The sequence below is a fragment of the Paenibacillus sp. FSL L8-0340 genome, from assembly GCF_038593145.1.
In the GTDB taxonomy this organism is placed as follows: domain Bacteria; phylum Bacillota; class Bacilli; order Paenibacillales; family Paenibacillaceae; genus Paenibacillus_AQ.
The window spans coordinates 697,869-720,586 of record NZ_CP151967.1; the positions used below are offsets into that span (position 1 = coordinate 697,869).

Annotated in this window: 17 protein-coding genes, 2 rRNA genes and 1 riboswitch; of the genes, 17 read left to right on the forward strand and 2 right to left on the reverse strand. The window is 53.9% G+C overall.

Annotation, left to right across the window (positions count from 1 at the left end):
• Positions 1-157: 157 nt before the first annotated feature.
• The 3 genes from NST07_RS03195 to NST07_RS03205 all read left to right on the forward strand — a co-directional run bounded on the left by NST07_RS03195 (position 158) and on the right by NST07_RS03205 (position 4,298).
• Positions 158-3,085: ribosomal RNA gene (locus NST07_RS03195) — 23S ribosomal RNA — on the forward strand.
• Positions 3,086-3,163: 78 nt separating this feature from the next.
• Positions 3,164-3,280, forward strand: a 5S ribosomal RNA gene (gene rrf / locus NST07_RS03200).
• A 262-nt stretch (positions 3,281-3,542) separates the two neighbouring features.
• Positions 3,543-4,298 carry an acyl-ACP thioesterase domain-containing protein gene (locus NST07_RS03205; RefSeq protein WP_341089663.1) on the forward strand — a complete coding sequence of 252 codons (756 nt, stop codon included), beginning with the start codon at positions 3,543-3,545 and terminating at the stop codon, positions 4,296-4,298.
• 100 nt (positions 4,299-4,398) lie between these two features.
• Here NST07_RS03205 and NST07_RS03210 read toward each other — a convergent pair whose 3' ends face one another.
• Complete coding sequence (locus NST07_RS03210; RefSeq protein ID WP_342481030.1) at positions 4,399-5,334, reverse strand: helix-turn-helix domain-containing protein; 936 nt, start codon at positions 5,332-5,334, stop codon at positions 4,399-4,401.
• A 66-nt stretch (positions 5,335-5,400) separates the two neighbouring features.
• On the reverse strand, positions 5,401-5,844 hold the full coding sequence (tsaA, locus tag NST07_RS03215; RefSeq protein ID WP_341377227.1) for a tRNA (N6-threonylcarbamoyladenosine(37)-N6)-methyltransferase TrmO: 444 nt from the start codon (positions 5,842-5,844) through the stop codon (positions 5,401-5,403).
• A gap of 128 nt (positions 5,845-5,972) precedes the next feature.
• Between tsaA and NST07_RS03220 the strand changes: the two genes are divergently transcribed.
• From NST07_RS03220 to purN, 14 genes are all read left to right on the forward strand, one after another.
• The gene (locus tag NST07_RS03220; RefSeq protein WP_076110164.1) at positions 5,973-8,111 is read left to right on the forward strand and encodes a DNA topoisomerase III; all 2,139 of its coding nucleotides are present in this window, start codon (positions 5,973-5,975) and stop codon (positions 8,109-8,111) included.
• 259 nt (positions 8,112-8,370) lie between these two features.
• Complete coding sequence (locus NST07_RS03225) at positions 8,371-9,615, forward strand: MFS transporter (protein ID WP_341377228.1); 1,245 nt, start codon at positions 8,371-8,373, stop codon at positions 9,613-9,615.
• Positions 9,616-9,695: 80 nt separating this feature from the next.
• Entirely contained in the window at positions 9,696-9,959 is a 264-nt protein-coding gene (locus tag NST07_RS03230; protein ID WP_038585652.1) for a DUF1294 domain-containing protein, read from the forward strand.
• Positions 9,960-10,011: 52 nt separating this feature from the next.
• Positions 10,012-10,446 (forward strand): universal stress protein, encoded by a 435-nt coding sequence (locus NST07_RS03235; RefSeq protein WP_038585655.1) that lies wholly within the window; start codon positions 10,012-10,014, stop codon positions 10,444-10,446.
• Between the two features lie 165 nt (positions 10,447-10,611).
• Positions 10,612-10,713: riboswitch (purine riboswitch) on the forward strand.
• Between the two features lie 245 nt (positions 10,714-10,958).
• Entirely contained in the window at positions 10,959-11,444 is a 486-nt protein-coding gene (gene purE / locus NST07_RS03240) for a 5-(carboxyamino)imidazole ribonucleotide mutase (protein ID WP_341089667.1), read from the forward strand.
• Positions 11,441-12,979: a 5-(carboxyamino)imidazole ribonucleotide synthase gene (gene purK, locus NST07_RS03245; protein WP_341089668.1), complete on the forward strand. Its 1,539-nt coding sequence runs from the start codon at positions 11,441-11,443 to the stop codon at positions 12,977-12,979. Before purE ends, purK begins: the two co-directional genes overlap by 4 nt.
• Positions 12,980-12,985: 6 nt before the next feature.
• Positions 12,986-14,281 carry an adenylosuccinate lyase gene (gene purB, locus NST07_RS03250; RefSeq protein WP_038585664.1) on the forward strand — a complete coding sequence of 432 codons (1,296 nt, stop codon included), beginning with the start codon at positions 12,986-12,988 and terminating at the stop codon, positions 14,279-14,281.
• 36 nt (positions 14,282-14,317) lie between these two features.
• Positions 14,318-15,208, forward strand: a complete 891-nt coding sequence (locus NST07_RS03255; RefSeq protein WP_341377231.1) for a phosphoribosylaminoimidazolesuccinocarboxamide synthase — start codon at positions 14,318-14,320, stop codon at positions 15,206-15,208.
• 310 nt (positions 15,209-15,518) lie between these two features.
• Positions 15,519-15,764 carry a phosphoribosylformylglycinamidine synthase subunit PurS gene (gene purS / locus NST07_RS03260; RefSeq protein ID WP_019913657.1) on the forward strand — a complete coding sequence of 82 codons (246 nt, stop codon included), beginning with the start codon at positions 15,519-15,521 and terminating at the stop codon, positions 15,762-15,764.
• A 5-nt stretch (positions 15,765-15,769) separates the two neighbouring features.
• Positions 15,770-16,459 carry a phosphoribosylformylglycinamidine synthase subunit PurQ gene (gene purQ / locus NST07_RS03265; protein WP_341089673.1) on the forward strand — a complete coding sequence of 230 codons (690 nt, stop codon included), beginning with the start codon at positions 15,770-15,772 and terminating at the stop codon, positions 16,457-16,459.
• Complete coding sequence (gene purL, locus NST07_RS03270; RefSeq protein WP_341377232.1) at positions 16,437-18,683, forward strand: phosphoribosylformylglycinamidine synthase subunit PurL; 2,247 nt, start codon at positions 16,437-16,439, stop codon at positions 18,681-18,683. The genes purQ and purL overlap by 23 nt, the downstream gene beginning before the upstream one ends.
• Positions 18,668-20,164: an amidophosphoribosyltransferase gene (gene purF, locus NST07_RS03275; protein ID WP_342481031.1), complete on the forward strand. Its 1,497-nt coding sequence runs from the start codon at positions 18,668-18,670 to the stop codon at positions 20,162-20,164. The genes purL and purF overlap by 16 nt, the downstream gene beginning before the upstream one ends.
• An 876-nt stretch (positions 20,165-21,040) precedes the next feature.
• On the forward strand, positions 21,041-22,081 hold the full coding sequence (gene purM, locus NST07_RS03280) for a phosphoribosylformylglycinamidine cyclo-ligase (protein WP_341377235.1): 1,041 nt from the start codon (positions 21,041-21,043) through the stop codon (positions 22,079-22,081).
• Positions 22,081-22,695, forward strand: coding sequence for a phosphoribosylglycinamide formyltransferase (gene purN / locus NST07_RS03285; RefSeq protein WP_341097537.1), 615 nt, complete (start codon positions 22,081-22,083; stop codon positions 22,693-22,695). The genes purM and purN overlap by 1 nt, the downstream gene beginning before the upstream one ends.
• Positions 22,696-22,718: the final 23 nt, after the last annotated feature.

A 22,718-nucleotide genomic window follows, 5' to 3' on the forward strand; every position in this document is an offset into this window, starting at 1 on the left:
GTCAGTTTTGAGAGTTTAAGCTCTCAAGTAGTACCTTGATCCTTGAAAACTGGATACCGAAACGAATTTGCGTTTTAGAACATCTTTTAGCTGAAACTTGTGTAAACAAGTTTTAATTATAGCGATGCTAGCGATTTTCCCTCTGGGAAAACGCATTGGTTAAGCTAATAAGAGCACACGGAGGATGCCTAGGCGCCAGGAGCCGACGAAGGACGTGGCGAACAACGAAACTGCCTCGGGGAGCTGTAAGCAAGCTTTGATCCGGGGGTGTCCGAATGGGGAAACCCAGCTGTGGTAATTCGCAGTTACTTCTCTCTGAATACATAGGAGAGATAGAGGCAGACCAGGGGAACTGAAACATCTAAGTACCCTGAGGAAGAGAAAACAATAGTGATTCCGTCAGTAGCGGCGAGCGAACGCGGAACAGCCTAAACCAAGGGGCTTGCCCCTTGGGGTTGTGGGACGTCTCACATGGAGTTACAAAGGAATATGGTAGGCGAAGAGGTCTGGAAAGGCCCGCGATAGAGGTAAAAGCCCTGTAACCTAAACTGTGTTCTCTCCGAGACGGATCCCGAGTAGTGCGGGGCACGTGAAACCCCGTATGAATCCAGCAGGACCATCTGCTAAGGCTAAATACTACCTGGCGACCGATAGTGAAACAGTACCGTGAGGGAAAGGTGAAAAGCACCCCGGAAGGGGAGTGAAATAGAACCTGAAACCGTGTGCTTACAAAAAGTCAGAGCCCGATCTAGGGGTGATGGCGTGCCTTTTGTAGAATGAACCGGCGAGTTACGTTTAACATGCAAGGTTAAGGTGAGAAGCCGGAGCCGCAGCGAAAGCGAGTCTGAATAGGGCGACTTAAGTATGTGGACGTAGACCCGAAACCGTGTGATCTACCCCTGTCCAGGGTGAAGGTGCGGTAACACGCACTGGAGGCCCGAACCCACGTATGTTGAAAAATGCGGGGATGAGGTGGGGGTAGCGGAGAAATTCCAATCGAACTCGGAGATAGCTGGTTCTCCCCGAAATAGCTTTAGGGCTAGCCTCGGTGAATGGAGTGGTGGAGGTAGAGCACTGATTGGGTGCGGGGCCCGCAAGGGTTACCAAGCTCAGTCAAACTCCGAATGCCATTAACTTCTTGCCGGGAGTCAGACAGTGAGTGCTAAGATCCATTGTCAAAAGGGAAACAGCCCAGACCATCAGCTAAGGTCCCCAAGTGTGTGTTAAGTGGGAAAGGATGTGGAGTTGCACAGACAACCAGGATGTTGGCTTAGAAGCAGCCACCATTGAAAGAGTGCGTAATAGCTCACTGGTCGAGTGACTCTGCGCCGAAAATGTAACGGGGCTAAACACACCACCGAAGCTATGGCTAGATGCTTTGCATCTGGGGTAGGGGAGCGTTGTATGTGGGTTGAAGGTGTACCGTAAGGAGCGCTGGACAGCATACAAGTGAGAATGCCGGTATGAGTAACGAAAAGATCAGTGAGAATCTGATCCGCCGAAAGCCCAAGGTTTCCTGAGGAAGGCTCGTCCGCTCAGGGTAAGTCGGGACCTAAGGCGAGGCCGAAAGGCGTAGTCGAAGGACAACAGTTTGAAATTACTGTACCACCGTAATCCGCTATGAGCGATGGGGTGACGCAGGAGGGTAGTGACGCGGACTGATGGATGTCCGTCTAAGCAGTGAGGCTGGTGTGTAGGCAAATCCGCACACCGTTAAGGCTGGGCTGTGATGGGGAGCGAAAATTATAGTAGCGAAGGTCATGATCTCACACTGCCAAGAAAAGCCTCTAGCCAGGAGAAGGTGCCCGTACCGCAAACCGACACAGGTAGGCGAGAAGAGAATTCTAAGGCGCGCGGAAGAACTCTCGTTAAGGAACTCGGCAAAATGACCCCGTAACTTCGGGAGAAGGGGTGCCTCGGTAGGGTGAATAGCCCGAGGGGGCCGCAGTGAAAAGGCCCAAGCGACTGTTTAGCAAAAACACAGGTCTGTGCGAAGCCGCAAGGCGAAGTATACGGGCTGACGCCTGCCCGGTGCTGGAAGGTTAAGGGGAGCGGTTAGGAGTAATCCGAAGCTGTGAACCGAAGCCCCAGTAAACGGCGGCCGTAACTATAACGGTCCTAAGGTAGCGAAATTCCTTGTCAGGTAAATTCTGACCCGCACGAATGGCGTAACGACTTGGGCGCTGTCTCAACGAGAGATCCGGTGAAATTTTAATACCTGTGAAGATGCAGGTTACCCGCGACAAGACGGAAAGACCCCATGGAGCTTTACTGCAGCTTGATATTGAATTTGGGTACGATCTGTACAGGATAGGTGGGAGCCGTAGAGGCAGGAGCGCAAGCTTCTGCGGAGGCGCCGTTGGGATACCACCCTGATCGTATCTAGGTTCTAACCTGGTGCCCTAATCGGGTACGGGGACCGTGTCAGGCGGGCAGTTTGACTGGGGCGGTCGCCTCCTAAAGAGTAACGGAGGCGTTCAAAGGTTCCCTCAGAATGGTTGGAAATCATTCGAAGAGTGCAAAGGCATAAGGGAGCTTGACTGCGAGACCTACAAGTCGAGCAGGGACGAAAGTCGGACTTAGTGATCCGGTGGTACCGCATGGAAGGGCCATCGCTCAACGGATAAAAGCTACCCTGGGGATAACAGGCTTATCTCCCCCAAGAGTCCACATCGACGGGGAGGTTTGGCACCTCGATGTCGGCTCATCGCATCCTGGGGCTGAAGTAGGTCCCAAGGGTTGGGCTGTTCGCCCATTAAAGCGGTACGCGAGCTGGGTTCAGAACGTCGTGAGACAGTTCGGTCCCTATCTGTCGTGGGCGCAGGAAATTTGAGAGGAGCTGTCCTTAGTACGAGAGGACCGGGATGGACGTACCGCTGGTGCATCAGTTGTTCCGCCAGGAGCATGGCTGAGTAGCTACGTACGGACGGGATAAGCGCTGAAAGCATCTAAGCGTGAAGCCCCCCTCAAGATGAGATTTCCCAATTAGTAAGACCCCTTGAAGACGACGAGGTAGATAGGTTGGAGGTGGAAGTGCAGCAATGCATGGAGCTGACCAATACTAATCGGTCGAGGGCTTATCCAACAAATTAAGACGCAGATTCGTTTCGGATTCAGTTTTCAGGAATTAAGGTTCCTGAAGCATTTACGCTGTAAATGCCCGTTTGGTGGCGATAGCGGAGGGGTTCCACGCGTACCCATCCCGAACACGACCGTTAAGCCCTCCAGCGCCGATGGTACTTGGACCGAAGGGTCCTGGGAGAGTAGGACGCCGCCAAGCACACAAAGCCATTGTTGAGTTTCTCAACAGTGGCTTTTTTGTTGCCTTTTGCGTTAAGATTTAACTGCTGGCTATTGAATGTGGATAGGATAGGGGATAAAGTGAACAGAAGAAAAACTTGTCCACATGTGGATAAGAATCATGAAACATACAGCGAATCAAAAGTACTCCCCAATTAATGTGGATAGTATTGAGTATTTGTGGATATATGTGAATTTTAATGTTGATAATAAGGAGCTTGGCAAGTAAAGGGGATATTTCAGTGGATAATACAGACAATCTTGTGTGGATAGAACGATTTGTAGTTCAAGCCAGCGATACGGATTACCGTTCCCAGGCTAAGCTGTCTTTTATTCTGGAAATGATGCAGCGTACGGCTGACTCAGCGGTAAGTGCACTTGGCCTCAGTCTTGAACAGATGCTGGAGGCAGGGATGGGCTGGATGATGATCACTCTTGATCTGGAGTTTCAACGCATCCCCCGGCTGAATGATGAGTTGACAGTGCACACATGGAGTAAAGGGACCAAGGGAGCCATGTGGCAGCGTGACTACCGTATTTATGATAAGGATCATACAGAGGTAGCTGTGGCGCGTTCAATCTGGGCGCTTGTGGATACGGAGAAGCGTAAGCTGCTGCGGCCATCTGCTCTTCCCATATCAGTACTGCATTATGAAGGTGATTCGGTCGGCAGTATTCCAGATAAGGTAACCATTCCTCAGGACATCTCCATGGAACAAGCTTACCGGTATCAGGTCAGATATAGTGGTCTGGACAGCAATAATCATTTGAACAATGCACGTTATGGTGATTTATGCTGCGATGTTTTGTCTCTGGAAGAATGGGGTTTGAAGGAACTGAAGCGGTTCCGGATTACTTATGTACAGGAGGCAAAGTATGGGGATGAACTGATGATTGTGCGGTCACTGCTAACAAGTGAAGGTGCATTTGTTCAGGGAAAGCTGGAGCAGGTCATATCATTTGCAGCTTGTCTGGAACTTGGTGAAGAAGTACATTAACGGAAATACATATAGGAATTATACATGAGGGGGAACTATCCGATACTTAGACCCTCCTATACAAATGTCCGTGTCTGCTTAGCAGATACGGACATTTGTGTTATAGCAGTTCCAAGGGAACATAAATCTCGCTTATTGAATCTTTGTCATCCGGGCCCAGATATTGCTCGCCATAATATTCGAATTCGTAAGGCAGGGAAAGCCGGTATTCACTTTTTGGAAGCCAAGTCTCATAAATATATTTGTAGGTATAAGAGACATCCTTCGACAACCCTTTATGTATGAACTTTAAATAGGTGGCTGCAGGCAAGGTATAAACAGGAAAATCTGCCGATAGTTGCGCTTGTTCAGAGGCGGAATGGCGATAAGCGGTTTGAGTTACGGCATATTGATGACGGCCCGATATCTCTGGCTGAAGGTAAAGCTCGCAAGCACATATAAAGGAAGCCCCGCTGTTTTCAAAATCGTCAGCCCAGTAGCCCACTTGATAATACCGTTCGGGAAGCCTGCGGCCGTGCAGGCTGGGCACTCTGGTGAACAGCTGGGACCAGGCTTCGGAGATTACAGAATAGTCAGCGATAACGTTCACAATAGGTCCCTTGAGAGTAATTTCATCTAGCTTTACGATCTGCGGAGGCGTTCCTTGAACTACAGGCAAATGAAGCAGATCCTGTTCGTGAAGCCGGTGCAGCAGTGGAAGCAGAGGATTATTTCGTTTATTGCGGACCTGCGTCGGTGTGGTATGCAGCAACCTTTTAAAGGCCCTGGTGAAGGTCTCGTAGTCGTTAAAATGATAATCCAGTGCAATGTCCTGGAAAGAACGCTCCGGCCATCGTTTAAGATCCTTGGCAGCCTCGGTAATTTTGCGTCTGGCTATATAATCCCCCGGTGTTATCCCCGTAATGGCCTGGAATAAACGAATGAAATGATACAGAGAATAGCCGGTTCTCCTGGAGAGGGCAGTGACAGACAATGGAGATTTCAGTTCAGCTTCAATATGGTCCAAAGCCTGGACGATGAGCTGGGAATTGTTCATGTCTACCCCCTCAAGAATTAATGGAATAAAATGTGATTTGCTGCAGCTGAGCAGCTATCACAATAATTAATCAGCTACCCAGTCTCCCCAGCCGGCGGCCCATTCAGGGACAGAGACATCTTTGACGCGGTCCGTACTGGGAAAGTAAGCCTTGATATCGAGAATTGGCGTACCAGGGTAAGCATCCAGTCCGGCAACCTCCACAATGCCCGATCCCATATCGACAGACACTATGGCAGCTACACTAAGGCCTAAAGGATTGGGGCGGACAGGAGAGCGGGAAGCAAAAACTCCACTTACAGGTGCCTCATATGGAGGCTGAACCTGTGTGGTTTGCCGGAAGTGGTCATCTGCAAACTCATGAATCCACCAAAGGATTTGGCAGTGGCTGAAATTTTGCAGGCCTTTCAAGGCAGGGCGAAATTCAGGTTTAAGCTCAAGACGCAGATTGTCAGGCTGCCCGGCAACCACACCTACTGGTATGACATTATACACTTCTTGCTTGGACATTTGCTGTGACTCCTTTCGGATAACGGATACAGCCTATTGTATAATGTGGAGGCAGAATTCAGCCTGACGATATTTGCGGTCTTTTAGATCATGGTATAATAGGTTGTTGGCAAGGGAGGGAGAGAATTATGAAGGTATTGGTATTGGCGGAAAAGCCGTCGGTTGCGCGTGAGATTGCACGGGTGCTGGGTTGCGGGAATAAACAGAAGAGCTATATTGAAGGTCCGAAATATGTAGTTACCTGGGCTTTAGGGCATTTGGTTGGTCTGGCAGAGCCTGAAGACTATAACAATAAATTTGCTTCTTGGGCATTGGAGGATTTGCCGATTCTGCCGGAGAAGGCCAAACTGAAGGTGCTGCGTGAGACAAGCCAGCAGTATAAGGCTGTGCAGCAGCTGATGAAACGCCAGGATATCGACGAACTGATCGTTGCAACGGATGCAGCGCGGGAAGGGGAGCTTCTGGCCCGCTGGATTATGAATATGGCCGGCTGGAAAAAGCCGTTCCGGCGTCTATGGATTTCTTCGCAGACGGATAAGGCGATCAAAGAGGGATTTGCGTCACTGCGTCCGGGCCGGGATTTTGACCGTCTGTATGAATCGGCGCGCTGCCGCGCAGAGGCGGATTGGATGATTGGTCTTAACGTTACGCGTGCTTTAACCTGCAAGTTCGGTGCTCCGCTGTCGGCAGGCCGTGTGCAGACACCCACGCTCGGCATGATCATGGACCGGGAGAACGAAATTACAGGCTTCCGTTCCCAGGAGTATGAGATGTTGACCGCAGATTTCGGGAATTTCCAGGCGGGTTGGCGTGCTCCGGGCGGGGATGGCCGGATTTTTGACAAGGAGAAGACAGCGAAGCTCAATGACAAGCTTACCGGCCGCAGCGGGCGTATCGCCAAGGTGCAAAAAAGCGAGAAAAGCGAGCCGCATCCACTGGCGTATGATCTCACCGAGCTGCAGAGGGATGCCAACCGCAAGTTCGGCTTCTCGGCAAAACAAACATCCAGTGTGCTGCAGCGTCTGTACGAGCAGCATAAGCTGGTCACTTATCCGCGTACGGACAGCCGTTATCTAACCTCGGATATGACGGGAACGTTAAAGGAACGGCTGGACAGCATCGCTGTCGGACCCTATGCGGCATTGGCACGGCCGCTGCTGCGTAAACCGCTGCCCATTACAAAGCGGATAGTAGATGACAGCAAGGTGAGCGATCACCATGCCATTATTCCTACGGAGCAGACAGTGCTCTTAAATCTGCTTAGTGCGGAAGAACGTAAGCTCTATGATCTGATCGTGCGGCGTTTTATCAGCCTGTTCTATCCGCCGGCCCGTTATGACGCGGTGGCCGTCACGGTAAGCGTGGAAGGCGAGAGCTTTCATGTGAAAGGCACCACGGTAAAGGACGCAGGCTGGCGTGAGGTATACGGCGGTGATATGAGCAATGACGACGAAGAAGACAATACAGCCGATGAGCCTGCGGCAAGCAGTGTGAAGCTTCCGGAGCTGCGTGAAGGTGAGGCCGTTAAGGTTCTGCGCTGTGTGATCCGTCCAGGGCGGACACAGCCGCCCAAACGGTATAACGAGGCTTCACTGCTGACTCAGATGGAGAAGCATGGCCTCGGAACACCCGCAACCCGGGCCGATATCATTGAGAAGCTGGTCAGCTCGGATACTATCGAGCGGCAAGGCAATTCTCTTCACCCGACAGGCAAAGGGAAGCAGTTGATTGAACTAGTATCGGCGCAGCTGCGCACGCCGGAGCTGACGGCGCGCTGGGAGGCCGAGCTGGAGAAGATTGCCCGCGGACAAGGGCGGCCCGAGCCTTTTCTGCAAGGCATCCGCAGTATGGCGCAGGAGCTCGTATCCGGCGTCAAGAGCAGCGGCGCAGAATACAAGCCGCATAATGTCTCCAGCAGCCATTGTCCTGAATGCGGGACAAGAATGCTGGAGAAGAAGACCAAAAAGGGCAAGCTGCTGGTCTGCCCTGCTGATGACTGCGGCTATACCCGTGCCGGAGAGAAACGGCTTTCAAACCGCCGGTGTCCGCAGTGCCATAAGAAAATGGAGCTTAAGGAAGGCAAGGCGGGTCTCTATGTGCAGTGTCTGGGCTGCGGAATAACAGAGACGATGGACAAGGACCACAAGCATATCAATAAACGTGAGCAGCAGAAGCTGGTGCAGCAGTACAGCAAACCTGAAAGCGTAGGCTCAAATCTGGGTGAGCTGCTCAAAGCGGCAATGGAGGCCAAGCAGAAGGGGAATTAAGCGTAATAACCTCTGTGGAGCGGACTTTTAAACTATAGATTAAGAAACCTAAATAAGTCTGCCGGAATCCCCGGCAGGCTTATTTAGGTTAAGAAGGGCGACTTGGGTGCTGCATGCACCGAAGTCTTGGAGAGATACAGGTTCCAAATCACTTTCCGTTTTAGGGCTGTCAAACAAAAGACAGATATGTTTTACTAAGAAGATCGGCAAAAGAGCAGGAGCAACTCTAAAAAATGAATAAGCGGGTGGTAAAGTGACAGTGCCTAAGCCAAAAGAAAACGGGGCCCAGGCGGTAGAAGGTTCAAAGACTAAGGAATGCAGCCGTTTCTTCTTCCTGGTCATCGTCTTTATGTTCTGGTTCTCTTCATATATTTATGTTCCGGTGCTCTCTCCCTATGTGGAGCATCTCGGAGCTTCGTATGTTATGGTCGGCTCAGTGCTGGGGATATACGGTCTGATGCAGATTCTGTTCCGGCTGCCGATCGGAATCGGCTCGGATTATTTGAACCGGCGGCGGCCGTTCATTTATCTGGGGCTGATCGCCAGCGGCGCAAGCTGCCTGCTGTTTATGGCGGGAGCGCATCCGGGCTGGGCACTGGCGGCTCGTGCCGTATCCGGAATAGCAGCCTCCGCCTGGGTAGTGTACTCGGTGATGTTTGCCGGCTATTTTCCGAAAGAGGAAGCGGGAAAAGCGATGGGTATGCTGCAGTTCACTACGGTCATCGCCCAGTTGATGAGCATGATGATCAGCGGCTACATGGTGGAGCACTGGGGCTGGAATGCCCCGTTTGTTATCGGGGGGCTTGTGGCGATAGCGGCTCTGGTACTCGCCCTGCGTCTGCCGGAACAGCAGCAGGAGAAGCGGGAGAATGCGATCCAGCTTAAAGACCTTGCTGCGGTAATTAAAGAGCCGCTGCTGGTCAAAGTCTCGCTGTTATCCGTGCTGGCGCACTGTGTGCTCTTTATTACAATGTTCGGCTATACTCCGAACCAGGCGCTGGACATCGGTGCAAGCAAGGAGAGCTTAGGCTGGCTGACTTTGGCATTTATGCTGCCCCATGCCATTGCGACACTCTATGGTTCCCGTCTATTTGGCAGGCTGCTTGGCGACCGGGGGACTCTGCTGCTGGGTTTTGCCGGAAGCGCGCTGTTCACGCTGCTGATTCCTTCAATGCCGACGCTTGCCGCCTTGTGTGCGACACAAATCGGGAACGGCTTTATGCAGGGACTTATTTTTCCGCTGCTGCTTGGCAAATCGGTATCGGGAGTGGCGCCCTTTAAACGGGCAACTGCGATGGGCTTCTATCAGGCGGTGTATGCGATTGGCATGTCAGGAGGGCCATTTGTGGCGGGGTGGATGAGCTCTGCTTATGGCTTAAGCGGCGGATTCTGGCTGGGAGGGATCGCGGCAGCCCTTGCTGCCGTATTATCCTGGGTATGGATTACGGATGCTGGCGGGTCCCGCGAAATAACAGGAAAACAAGGGCGCATGCGTGGCAGGTAATGTGAGGATTATTGGTTTTTTGCCGGAAAGGGTACTATAATATGAAGTAGATAGGATAAGAGGGAGGAGAGCCGGAAGGAATGGTCAAGGGTGTGTTGCTGTGGTTTGCACTAATTAATATTATCGGGTATGTGGTAATGTCCGAGGACAAGAACAAGGCCCGAACAAGGCGGGAACGCGTACCTGAGAAGACGCTTTTTCTGCTGGCATTTATGGGCGGTGCGCTGGGTGTGCTGACTGCCATGTACCGCAAGCGCCACAAGACGCGGCATACTTCTTTCAGGATCGGAATTCCGCTGCTGTTGCTGCTTAATATCCTGCTGTATGGGTACTTTTTAAGGTAAGCTTTTTTGAATTACGTTATGGCTACACAAAACAGAAAAAGAGGTGGCGTACATGTTATTCTCAAAAATTTTGCTCGCCTATGACGGTTCCAAGGCATCCAATCAGGCATTGGAGCGTGCGATCGAGCTGGCTAAGGTAACTCCGGGTTCATCTCTTTACGTTGTACACGCATTTGAATTCCCGCGCTTTTTTATTGGGGAAGCTCTTGCACCTCTACCAGCTTCTGTAAACAAAGATTACTATGATCTGGCGGTGCAGACCACAGAAGAAGTGAAGAGCCGGCTTGAAGCGGAAGGACTGAATGCTACGGTGGAGCTGCTGCAAGGATCTCCTGCAGAAGTGATCTTGAATTATTCCAAGGAGCATGATGTGGATGTTATTGTAATCGGCAGCCGCGGTCTTGGCGGAATACGTGAATTTGTTCTGGGCAGCGTAAGCCATAATGTGGTGCAGAGCGCCCGTATTCCGGTACTGGTCGTAAAATAATAGATTTTATTCTGGGAGGAGCACAAAGGTGTTCCCCCCTTTTTCTTTAGTTTCCCTGCCCAATTAGCCAAGAACAGGAATTAGAAATTGGCAAAAAGCGAACGATTTAACGTGTAAATTTTACAATGTTCGTGTTTAAGTTGACATGAAGTGTAGGCCATTGTTAAACTGAACCTATGAAGAGCTCGTATAAAACCGGGGATAAGGCCCGGAAGTTTCTACCCGGCAACCGTAAATTCCCGGACTACGAGGAAATAGGATGACTAGAATGGCCATCAGAGCGCCCCGGGGTATTTGGGCAGTGCACTATGTGCTTGTCCCTGTATGCTCTGCCGAGGCGGAGACAGATGGGGTAGTCCCTCCTGATTCCTGCAGTAGTCTGGGTCCACCCGCAGCAGAATGCGTTTGGAATCCGGGCTTTTTTTTTCGGAATTATGGGAAACTTGCGGGAAATGGGACAAACTTAAAGCAGATAAGAGTATCTATATCGGGAACGGAAGGTAGGTTGAGTCATGTCTGTGCAAGTTGGGGTTATTATGGGCAGCAAATCCGACTGGGAAACGATGGAGCATACCTGTGCGGTGCTGGAAGAGCTGAGTGTGCCTTATGAGAAAAAAGTGATTTCCGCACACCGCACACCGGATCTGATGTTCCGTTATGCGGAGGAAGCGGCGGGCCGCGGACTTCGCGTTATTATCGCCGGAGCAGGCGGCGCGGCGCATCTGCCGGGAATGGTGGCAGCGAAGACGGTATTGCCCGTTATCGGTGTTCCGGTGCAGTCCAAGGCGCTTAACGGCCTGGACTCGCTGCTCTCCATTGTGCAGATGCCGGGCGGCATTCCGGTGGCGACAGTAGCCATTGGCCGGGCCGGGGCCGTCAATGCAGGGCTGCTCGCGGCGCAGATCATCGGCGCGTTCGAGCCAGAGGTACAGAGCCGGGTGCAGCAGCGGCGCGAAGCTACAGAGCGCGAAGTGCTGGAAAGCAGCGACACCTTATGAAACCGGAAGAGCTGAAGCCGGACGGTTTGGAAGTGAGCACGATGCGGGATGGGAGACAATCGCGGGGCGAAGCAGCGGATGGCCTGGAAGTCCTGGCACAGCAGGGACAGGCTGGACAGCGGGGCGGAGAGAATGGGCTGGAAGTCCTGGCACAGCAGGGACAGGCTGGACAGCGGGGCAAAGAGAATGGCCTGGAAGTCCTGGCACAGCAGGGACAGGCTGGACAGCGGGGCGAAGAGAATGACCTGAAAGCTCAAGGCCAGGAGGCAGCGGTGTCCTACGGACTCGCCGCACCGGGTGGAGACAGGCCCCGGACGCTGCGCCCCGGTGCAACCATCGGCGTGCTGGGCGGCGGCCAGCTCGGGCGGATGATGGCGCTGGCCGGCAGCGCCATGGGCTACCGCTTCGTGGCGCTGGACCCGGCGCCGGATGCGCCCTGCGGGCAGGTGACGCCGCAGATACACGCGGCGTACAACGACCGTGAAGCGGCGCGGGAGCTGGCGCACCGCTCGGACGTGATCACGTACGAGTTCGAGAACGTCGATGCGGGCGTGGCCGCGCTGCTGACGGCAGAGTCGTACGTGCCCCAGGGCAGCGCGCTGCTGTACACCACGCAGCACCGGCTGCGCGAGAAAGCGGCCATCGAGGCGGCAGGCGTGCCCGTTGCCCCGTACCGCAAGGTCGGCAGCCTGGAGGAGCTGAACGCCGCAGCCGCCGACCTGGGCCTGCCCTGTGTGCTGAAGACAGCCACAGGGGGGTATGACGGCAAGGGACAAGCCGTCATCCGCCGGCCGGAAGAGCTGGAAGCAGCCTTCCGGCAGGTCGCGCCGGAAGCTGGCGGAGCGCAGGAGGCGCCCCAAGCTGGCGGAACAGACAGCTCCACCCATTCCGCAGCCTCAGCCGGAAACGTTATGCCGGAGCTGGTGCTGGAGAAATTCGTTGCTTTTAGCTGCGAAATCTCTGTCATTGCTGCCCGCAGCGCATCCGGTGAGGTCAAGAGCTTTCCGCCTGCCGAGAATATTCATGTGAACAACATCCTGCATCTGTCGATTGTGCCTGCCCGTGTGCCGGAAGAGATTCAGCGGAGAGCCTGCGAGCTTGCCGAGCAGCTGGTGTCCGGACTGAATGCCGTCGGACTGCTGGCGGTAGAGATGTTTGTTACAGACGACGGAGAATTGTTCGTCAATGAACTGGCTCCGCGCCCGCATAATTCAGGGCATTACACGATGGACGCCTGCGTCACCTCGCAGTTCGAGCAGCATGTCCGGGCGATCTGCAACTTGCCGCTTGGAGATACCTCGCTTTTGACTCCTGTAGTCATGGTGAATGTGCTTGGGCAGCATCTGGACGGGGCAATGGAGCAGATTAGTGGGATGGACGAAGCAGCAAACCGGCTGGGGATTTCACCCAAGCTTCATATATATGGCAAGACTGAGAGCAAGACCGGCCGCAAGATGGGCCATATCAACCTGCTCTGCAAGGACACCGGAGACGGTCTGTCCTGGGTGGAGCAAACTAACCTTTGGAGGAACTGACAAGATATGATCGAACGATACAGCAGACCTGAGATGCGGGCCATTTGGACCGAAGAAAATAAATTCAATGCATGGCTCGAAGTGGAAATATGTGCGTGTGAAGCCTGGGCGGAGCTGGGAGTTATTCCGCAGGAAGACGCCGCTAAGCTGCGCAAGGACGCCAAGTTTGATATTGAACGCATCAACGAGATTGAGCTTGAAACCCGCCATGACGTGATCGCCTTTACCCGTGCGGTATCCGAAAGCCTTGGCGCGGAGCGCAAATGGGTGCATTACGGATTAACCTCCACGGATGTTGTCGATACGGCGCTGGGTTACCTGCTGCGCCAGGCGAACGAAATTCTGGAGCAGGACATCATTAACTTCATTGAAATTCTTAAGGATAAAGCGGTAGCTTACAAGGATACGCCGATGATGGGACGCACACATGGCGTTCACGCCGAGCCGACGACCTTTGGACTCAAGATGGCGCTGTGGTACGAGGAAATGAAACGCAACCTGGAGCGCTTCCGCCATGCCGCGAACGGCGTGCAGTTCGGTAAAATCTCCGGCGCGGTCGGCACTTATGCCAACATCGACCCGTTCGTGGAAGAGTTCGTCTGCCGCAAGCTGGGCACCAGCCCGGCACCGATCTCCACGCAGACCCTGCAGCGTGACCGCCATGCCGAATATATGGCTGCGCTGGCGCTGGTCGCCACTTCACTGGACAAGTTCGCCACCGAGATCCGCGCGCTGCAAAAGAGTGAAATCCGCGAGGTGGAAGAGGCTTTTGCCAAAGGTCAAAAAGGCTCCTCCGCCATGCCGCATAAACGCAATCCGATCGGCTGCGAGAATATTTCCGGCCTGTCACGTGTCATTCGCGGTCATATGGTTACTGCTTATGAGAATGTACCGCTGTGGCATGAACGCGACATCTCGCACTCTTCGGTGGAACGGATTATCCTGCCGGATGCGACCATGCTGCTCAACTATATGCTGAACCGTTTCGGCAACATCGTGAAGAACCTGACCGTGTTCCCGGAAAATATGAAGCGCAATATGAACCGGACCTTCGGCGTGCCGTTCTCCGGCCGTATCCTGACCAAGCTGATCGACAAGGGCTTCAGCCGCGAGCAGGCTTACGATACCGTTCAGCCTCGTGCGATGCAGGCTTGGGAAGAGCAAACCCAGTTCCGCGACATCGTCGAAGCCACACCTGAAATCACCGCTGTACTTAGCCCGGAAGAGATTGAAGATGCGTTCAACCCTACATGGCACCTTAAGCATGTCGACACTATCTTCCGTAAGCTGGAGCTTATCTAATATATGCAAGATCATTTGTACAAGGGAGGAAAGGTCATGACACACCCTGCCGTATCCACGGCTGTGGATCTCGTAAATGCACCGCTGCTCTATAAAGGAAAGGTTCGCGAATTGTATGACTTGGGTGAACAGACCCTGATTGTCGTTACGGACCGGATCTCTGCATTCGATTATGTGCTTGATCCGGCGGTGCCGGAGAAGGGCAATGTGCTGAACCGGCTCAGCGCTTTCTGGTTTGGCTTGACGAAGGACCTGATGGAGAACCATGTCGTGCATATTGATGTGGACCAGCTAGGAGATATCGCACGCGACAGAGAGGCGCTCAAGAACCGGATCATGGTTGTCCGCAAAGCAGAGCGCATTGATATTGAATGTGTCGTGCGCGGCTGCATCACCGGGGGGGGCTGGCGGCAGTACCAGGAGACCGGCAAAGTTAACGGAATCGAACTGCCCAAAGGCCTGCGCAAAAACGCTGTACTGGCCCAGCCGATCTTCACCCCTGCGGCCAAAAATGATGTAGGCCATGATGAGGATATCTCTTTTGAGCAGATGCAGGAGCTGATCGGTGCCGACCTGGCGCTTGAGCTGAAGGAGAAAAGCCTGAAGCTGTTCGCTTTTGCCAAAGAGTACTGTGAAGAGCACGGTATCATCCTTGCGGACTGCAAGTTTGAGTTCGGTCTGCTGGACGGCAAAGTGATTCTGATCGACGAGATTTTCACCCCTGATGCATCCCGCTTCTGGGCCAAAGATAAATACAGTCTGGATATTGAGATTGACAGCATGGACAAAGAGCCTGTCCGGACATATCTTGCCGCATCCTCCTGGGACAAGAACAGCACGCCGGACCCGCTGCCGCTTGAAGTCGTGGAAGAGACGAGCCGCCGTTATCTGGACATCTATCATCGCCTAACCGGCAAGTCTTTATAGTTTATTAACTTGGCCTGCTGTAATGTATCCGCTAGTTGCACTCTCTGCAGTTATTTTGAGCAAAATCGCCGCGGGCTGCCTTTTAAATGTATCCGGTACAACTAAATCAGGCGAACAAGCCTGGAACGGCGGTTATTTCAAAATATAGCTGTATGGAATGCAACTAAAGTGGATTTTGCCCGAAATAAAAGGAATTTAGCTGTATAGAATGCAGTTATCTCAATAGTAAGTACAGGTACAACCGAGTTCTTGTTAATTCTTGTTGATTGCCCATTGAGGCCTATAAAATTTTAGGAGGAACTACAAGCGTATGTTAAAAGCGACAGTCTATGTCACCATCAAGAAAAGCGTGCTCGACCCCCAAGGTGTAGCCGTGCAAGGAGCATTGCATTCGGTAGGGTTCCAGGAAGTTGAAAGTCTGCGTATCGGCAAATATATGGAGCTTACTCTCGATACAGATAACCGCGCCGAAGCGGAAGGACGCCTCAAGGAAATGTGCGAAAAGCTGCTGGCCAACACGGTGATCGAGGATTACCGATACGAATTGGAGGACTAAAAGTCATGAAATTTGCTGTACTCGTCTTTCCAGGCTCGAATTGCGACATTGACTGCTATAAGGCGGTAGAAGACAGCCTTGGCGAACCCGTGGATTATGTGTGGCATACTGCGACAGACCTGTCGGCGTATGACTGCATTCTAGTACCAGGCGGCTTCTCTTATGGTGACTATCTGCGCTGCGGCGCGATCTCCCGGTTTGCTCCGGTGATGGCTGAAGTGGCCAAAGCTGCGGAGCAGGGCAAATTCGTGCTTGGCATCTGCAACGGGTTCCAGATTCTGACCGAAGCTGGACTTCTGCCGGGTGCGCTGCGCCGCAACATGTCGATGAAATTCCGCTGTCATGATACCGTGCTTAAGGTCGTTAATAACACAACCCCGTTTACTGTTGATTATGCGAAGGATGAAGAGATTGTCATCCCGATCGCGCATGGCGAAGGCAATTATTACTGTGATGAAGAGACTTTGGCGTCGCTCAAAGCAAACAATCAGATCGTATTCACATATAGCGACAATCCGAACGGTTCGGTATCCCATATTGCAGGCGTCAGCAACGTAGCGGGCAATGTGGTGGGCATGATGCCTCACCCGGAACGTGCAGCGAACAGTCTGCTGGGCTCGGAAGACGGCAAACGGATGTTTACATCTATACTCAAAAGCTGGAGGGATCGTTATGAAGCAGCAAGTATCCGCTAAGGAGCCGACCGCAGAGCAAATCGCGGAGCAGAAAATCTACAGTCAATTCGGCGTGTCGGACAGCGAATATGAACTGATCACATCCTTCATGGGCCGCAAGCCTAACTATACGGAAATCGGTGTGTTCAGCGTGATGTGGTCCGAGCACTGCGCCTACAAAAATTCAAAGCCGCTGCTTAGCCGGTTCCCGACAAGCGGGCCGCGTGTCCTGATGGGACCGGGCGAAGGCGCCGGCATTGTCGATATCGGTGACAACCAGGCGGTTGTATTCAAAATCGAAAGCCACAACCATCCGTCGGCGGTAGAGCCCTATCAAGGTGCGGCTACAGGTGTGGGCGGGATTATCCGCGATATTTTTTCCATGGGTGCTAGACCGGTAGCACTGCTCAACTCCCTGCGTTTCGGGAAGCTAGAGAGCGACCGGGTAAAATATTTGTTCGAGCATGTCGTATCCGGTATCGCAGGTTACGGCAATTGTATTGGTATTCCGACTGTGGGCGGCGAAATCATGTTCGACAACAGCTATGACGGCAATCCGCTGGTCAATGCGATGTGTGTCGGGTTGATCGACCACGATAAAATCCAGCGCGGTGTCGCCAAAGGTGTAGGCAACCCCGTATTCTACGTAGGTCCGCCTACAGGGCGTGATGGTATTCACGGGGCGACGTTTGCCTCCGTGGAACTGAGCGAGGAGTCGGAAGCCAAGAAGACAGCGGTGCAGGTTGGGGATCCGTTTATGGAGAAGCTGGTGATGGAATCCTGCCTGGAGCTGATCGACAGCGGCATCGTGCTTGGCATTCAGGATATGGGCGCGGCAGGCCTGACCTGCTCCAGCGCAGAAATGGCCAGCAAAGCGGGCAATGGCCTGGAGCTGTATCTGGATCAGGTGCCGCAGCGTGAAGAAGGCATGACACCTTACGAGATGATGCTGTCGGAATCACAGGAACGGATGCTGTTTGTGGTGGAGCCTAAGGATGAGGCGCAGGCACAGGAGATTTTTGACCGCTGGGGCGTCATTTGCCGCAAAGTGGGCAAGGTAACCGATGACGGCCGCCTGAAGCTGTTCCATCACGGTGAGGTTGTCGGCGATATGCCGGTAACGGCTCTAGTAGATGAGTGTCCAATCTACAACAAACCGTCAGCAGTTCCTGCTTATTATGAAGAGAATGCATCGGTCGATACTCTGCGTTATGCCGAGGTTACCGATCTGGGCGGCGCGCTGCGCACGGTACTCGCTTCCCCTACCGTAGCAAGCAAAGCATGGGTATACAACCAATATGACTATATGGTTCGCACCAGCACAGCGGTTCGTCCCGGTTCCGATGCGGCAGTGGTTACGATCCACGGCACACGCAAAGGCCTGGCAATGACTACGGACTGCAATGGCCGTTATGTCTATCTGGACCCTGAAGTCGGTGGCCGGATTGCCGTCAGCGAAGCGGCCCGCAACATTGTCTGCTCCGGGGCTAAACCGCTGGCGATTACAGATAACCTGAACTTTGGCAGTCCCGAGAAGCCGGAGATTTTCTGGCAGATGGAACGTGCGGTAGACGGCATGGCGGAAGCCTGCCGTGTGCTGGATACGCCGGTTATCGGCGGAAATGTCAGCCTGTACAACGAAAATGCTTCCGGAGCGATCTATCCGACACCGGTTGTCGGCATGGTGGGTCTCGTGGAAGATACCGATCACATTACCACTCAAGCCTTCAAGCAAGAGGGTGACGCCATTCTGCTGCTTGGGGTGACCAAGGCTGAGCTTGGCGGCAGTGAGTTCCAATATGCTGTACATGGCCTGACGGAAGGCCGTCCGCCGGCACTGGATTTGGCTACTGAACAAAAGTTGCTGGATGCTGTGCTTGGCACGATCCGCGGCGGTCTGGTCCGCTCGGCGCATGACCTTTCCGAAGGCGGCCTTGCGGCTGCACTGGCAGAGAGCTGCATCAGCGGCGGTATTGGCGCTAACGTAGAGCTGTCCGCGAACGGGCTGCGGCCCGATGTGGCCTTGTTCAGCGAGAGCCAATCCCGTATCGTACTGACCGCTGCTCCTGATCGTGCGGAAGAGCTGAAAGCAGCAGTTGCCGCTTACGGCGTGCCGGTGGAAATCATCGGAACCGTCGGCGGGGACAGACTGCGCCTGGCCCTAGACGGTACGGCTGCATTGGATGAAGCTGTAACGGAACTAAAAACCATTTGGGAGGATGCTATTCCATGTCTTATGAAATAAAGACCGGGAAAGAGCAGGCGGCTCCTATCCTGTGGACCGGCGATTTTTACAACGAAGGATCGGGATCGGGAGATATTTTTGACACTTTAAAAGAAGAATGCGGCGTATTCGGGGTCTTCGGACACCCGGAAGCCGCCTCCATGTCTTATTATGGACTGCATGCGCTGCAGCACCGGGGAGAGGAAAGCGCGGGCATCTGCGTGGCAAACGGACGCGACTTCAACTATCACCGCGGCATGGGCCTCGTCAAGGAAGTATTCGATAAAGATAAAATTGCTTCACTGATTGGTGACATGTCCATCGGCCATGTGCGTTATTCCACCAGCGGCGACAGCCGGCTGACCAATGCGCAGCCGCTTGTCTTCAAATACCGTGATGGCGATCTGGCCATTGCCACCAACGGTAATATTGTCAACGAACCGCTGATCCGCAAGCAGCTGGAGCAAGGCGGCTCTATTTTCCAGACTACAAGCGATACCGAGGTACTGGCGCATCTGATCGCACGTTCGCAGAAGGATTTTGTCGAAGCCACGAAAGATGCCCTGCAGCAGCTGGTCGGCGGTTTCGCCTTCCTGCTGATGACCAACGATAAGCTAATCGTTGCTTCTGATCCGCACGGACTTCGTCCGCTCGTCATGGGCAAGCTCGGTGAAGCCTATGTCTTCGCTTCAGAGTCCTGTGCGCTGGAAGTTATCGGTGCCAAGCTGGTGCGTGATATTGAGCCGGGTGAATTGCTCGTGCTTGATAAAGACGGCCTCCGGGAAGACCGCTTCGCTGAGCCGAAGCGCAAGGCGCTTTGTGCAATGGAATATATCTATTTTGCCCGGCCGGACAGCGACCTGAACGGCTCGAACCTGCACTCCGCCCGCAAGCGGATGGGGAGCCGGATGGCGCTTGAAGCTTTTGTGGATGCGGACATTGTAACCGGCGTACCGGATTCCAGTATCTCCGCAGCCATCGGCTTTGCCGAGCAAACGGGTATCCCTTATGAGCTGGGACTGATCAAGAACAAATACACAGGCCGGACGTTCATCCAGCCGAGCCAGGAGCTTCGTGAGCAAGGCGTGAAGATGAAGCTGAGCGCCGTGCGCCGCGTCGTTGAAGGCCAGCGCGTCGTCATGATCGACGATTCCATCGTGCGCGGCACCACCTCGCGCCGGATCGTGAACCTGCTTCGCGAGGCCGGGGCGCTTGAAGTGCATGTGCGGATTACCTCGCCGCCATTTAAGAACCCTTGCTTCTATGGCATTGATACACCTGACCGGCGTGAACTCATCGCCTCCTATAAGAGTATTCAGGAAATGTGCGAGGAGATCAACGCCGATTCCCTGGCCTTCCTTTCACCGGAAGGGCTGATCCAATCCATCGGCGGCTATAATAGCAATGATTACAAAGGCGGTTTATGCCTGTCCTGCTTCGATAACGATTACCCGACGCAGGTGGATTTCGGCGGGGAAGAGAAGGACGGGTGCAGTTGCTGACGCCCATCCCCCTAAGTCCCCCTTGCGAAGGGGGATTCCGAAGGGCACTGCCCTCCGGCCACCCGAAAGTTTGGCGGTAGGAGTTTGCTTTTAACTTGCTAAGAAGGCTGGGGTGCGGGTGCCCGCTTTGTCCCTGTGTGCTGCGCACGGCCGGGACACGCTCTACGGCGCTCCGCGTCCTGGCGGCATGCTGCCTCGCCGGGCCAAGGGCTCAAGAACCCATCCTGTTTGCTGCGCAAAATCGGGGGTTCTCTCGCTCAAGGCGCGCCCGGCTTTGTCCCGGGCGCCAAGATCAAAGGCTCAAGAACCCGCCCTGTTTGCTACGCAAAATCGGGGGTTCTTGAGCTCAAGGTGCGCCCGGCTTTGCCCCGCGCGCCAAGATCAAGTGCTCAAGAACCCATCCTGTTTGCTGCGCAAAATCGGGGGTTCTCTCGCTCAAGGCGCGCCCGGCTTTGCCCCGCGCGCCAAGATCAAGTACTCAAGAACCCATCCTGTTTGCTGCGCAAAATCGGTGGTTCTCTCGCTGAGGAGGCGCTTGTCTTTGCCAAGCGCCGAGGTCTTGCTGCTGCTGTGCAAGGCGCGTACAGCGGCTTGCGGCTGGGTTTGCCCCGGAGTGGTTCGGAAGCCATGGAGAGGAATTTTGGAACTGTAGGAGCGTTAGCGTTCGCCTGAAAGCTTTCCGCAGGAAAGCTCGCGTCGAAAGCAGATGCTTATATATTTGGGTTTCTACCGCGAAGAGCGGTTTAAATCAGGAAATCCATATATAACAGCGACCGGAAGTCCAAACATTCATCGCAATGGCGTCCAAGAACCACACACCCAATCCCTGCCGCCCCGAAACGCGCTCTAAACTAACTAATAATGAGGTGTCCAAAAGTGTCGGAAGCTTATAAAAACGCCGGAGTGGATATTGCGGCTGGCAATGAAGCCGTTGAACGCATGAAGAAGCATGTAAAGCGCACGTACCGTCCGGAGGTTATGACGGAGCTGGGCGGATTCGGCGCGCTGTTTGGTCTCAATAAGGACAAGTATGAAGAACCGGTGCTCGTATCGGGAACTGACGGCGTGGGTACAAAGCTCAAAATCGCTTTCGCGGCCGGCCGCCACGACACGATTGGCATCGATGCCGTAGCCATGTGTGTGAATGATATTGTAGTGCAGGGCGCAGAGCCGCTGTTCTTCCTCGATTATCTCGCCTGCGACAAGGTTGTGCCGGAGAAGATCGAGGCTATTGTTGCCGGCATCGCGGAAGGCTGCCACCAGGCAGGCTGCGCGCTCATCGGCGGCGAAACGGCTGAGATGCCGGGGATGTATTCGGCGGGCGAATATGATATCGCCGGCTTTACAGTTGGCGTAGCCGACAAAGCGAAGCTGGTTACGGGCGCGAACATCGCACCGGGAGATACGGTGATCGGTCTCGCGTCCAGCGGTGTGCACAGCAACGGCTTCTCACTGGTACGCAAGCTTCTGCTTGAGGAAGACGGCTATGCGCTGAACGATGTGGTCCCTGAGCTTGGAGCTCCGCTGGTGGATGTGCTGCTGGCTCCGACGAAGATTTATGTGAAGCCGCTGCTCGCGCTGCTGGAACAGCTGCCGGTCAAAGGCATGGCGCATATTACCGGAGGCGGGTTCATCGAGAACATTCCACGCGTACTGCCGGATCATGTGAATGTGGAGATTAATTATGGCTCCTGGCCGATTTTGCCGATTTTCGGCTTGCTGCAGAGCAAAGGCAATGTAAGTAACCGCGATATGTTCACTACCTTCAACATGGGCGTAGGCCTGGTGCTGGTAGTGTCTTCTGAAGACGGAGAAAAAGCGCTGGAACTGCTGAAAGCAGGCGGGGAAGAGGCTTATCTGATCGGCACAGTAACGGAAGGGGAACGCAAGGTTACCTTTACGGGAGCTGAAGTGTGATGCAGTACAGCCGGATCGCTGTGTTTGCCTCCGGGCAGGGCAGCAATTTTGCCGCGCTGGTTCAGGCTCAGAACGCAGGGAAGCTTGGCGGAGGCCGCATTGAGCTGCTGGTATCTGACAGGCCGGAAGCGCTAGTGGCACAGCGTGCGGAGGAAGCGGGGATTCCTGCCCTCCTGCTGCGGCCGAAGGAATTCGCAAGCCGGGAGCTGTATGAAGCGGAGATTGTTGCCGAGCTGCAGCGCCGGGATATCGGGCTTGTCGTACTGGCGGGATATATGCGGCTGATTACTCCGGTGTTGCTTACACCTTACGCCGGGCGGATTATCAACATTCATCCTTCACTGCTGCCAGCCTTTGCCGGCAAGGATGCCATCGGCCAGGCATTGGACTACGGTGTGAAGCTGACGGGGGTTACGGTGCATTTTGTCGATGGGGGCATGGACACCGGACCGGTTATTGCCCAGCGCGGCGTTGCCGTAGAGGCCGAAGATACAGTGGAAACCCTTGCCGGACGAATTCATCAGGTAGAGTATGAGCTTTACCCTGAGGTAGTATCTGCTTTTGCCGCCGGGAAAATTGGACTGGACGGAAGAAAAGCTACAATTTCCAAATAGAAGTATAGGCACGATTGCTGCTA

Excerpts from the sequence above, each read along its gene's own strand:
- NST07_RS03210 (WP_342481030.1), bottom strand. The coding sequence starts at position 5,334 with ATGAACAATTCCCAGCTCATCGTCCAGGCTTTGGACCATATTGAAGCT.
- tsaA (WP_341377227.1), bottom strand. The coding sequence starts at position 5,844 with ATGTCCAAGCAAGAAGTGTATAATGTCATACCAGTAGGTGTGGTTGCC.
- NST07_RS03220 (WP_076110164.1), top strand. The coding sequence starts at position 5,973 with ATGAAGGTATTGGTATTGGCGGAAAAGCCGTCGGTTGCGCGTGAGATT.
- NST07_RS03230 (WP_038585652.1), top strand. The coding sequence starts at position 9,696 with ATGGTCAAGGGTGTGTTGCTGTGGTTTGCACTAATTAATATTATCGGG.
- NST07_RS03235 (WP_038585655.1), top strand. The coding sequence starts at position 10,012 with ATGTTATTCTCAAAAATTTTGCTCGCCTATGACGGTTCCAAGGCATCC.
- purE (WP_341089667.1), top strand. The coding sequence starts at position 10,959 with ATGTCTGTGCAAGTTGGGGTTATTATGGGCAGCAAATCCGACTGGGAA.
- purK (WP_341089668.1), top strand. The coding sequence starts at position 11,441 with ATGAAACCGGAAGAGCTGAAGCCGGACGGTTTGGAAGTGAGCACGATG.
- purB (WP_038585664.1), top strand. The coding sequence starts at position 12,986 with ATGATCGAACGATACAGCAGACCTGAGATGCGGGCCATTTGGACCGAA.
- NST07_RS03255 (WP_341377231.1), top strand. The coding sequence starts at position 14,318 with ATGACACACCCTGCCGTATCCACGGCTGTGGATCTCGTAAATGCACCG.
- purS (WP_019913657.1), top strand. The coding sequence starts at position 15,519 with ATGTTAAAAGCGACAGTCTATGTCACCATCAAGAAAAGCGTGCTCGAC.
- purQ (WP_341089673.1), top strand. The coding sequence starts at position 15,770 with ATGAAATTTGCTGTACTCGTCTTTCCAGGCTCGAATTGCGACATTGAC.
- purL (WP_341377232.1), top strand. The coding sequence starts at position 16,437 with ATGAAGCAGCAAGTATCCGCTAAGGAGCCGACCGCAGAGCAAATCGCG.
- purF (WP_342481031.1), top strand. The coding sequence starts at position 18,668 with ATGTCTTATGAAATAAAGACCGGGAAAGAGCAGGCGGCTCCTATCCTG.
- purN (WP_341097537.1), top strand. The coding sequence starts at position 22,081 with ATGCAGTACAGCCGGATCGCTGTGTTTGCCTCCGGGCAGGGCAGCAAT.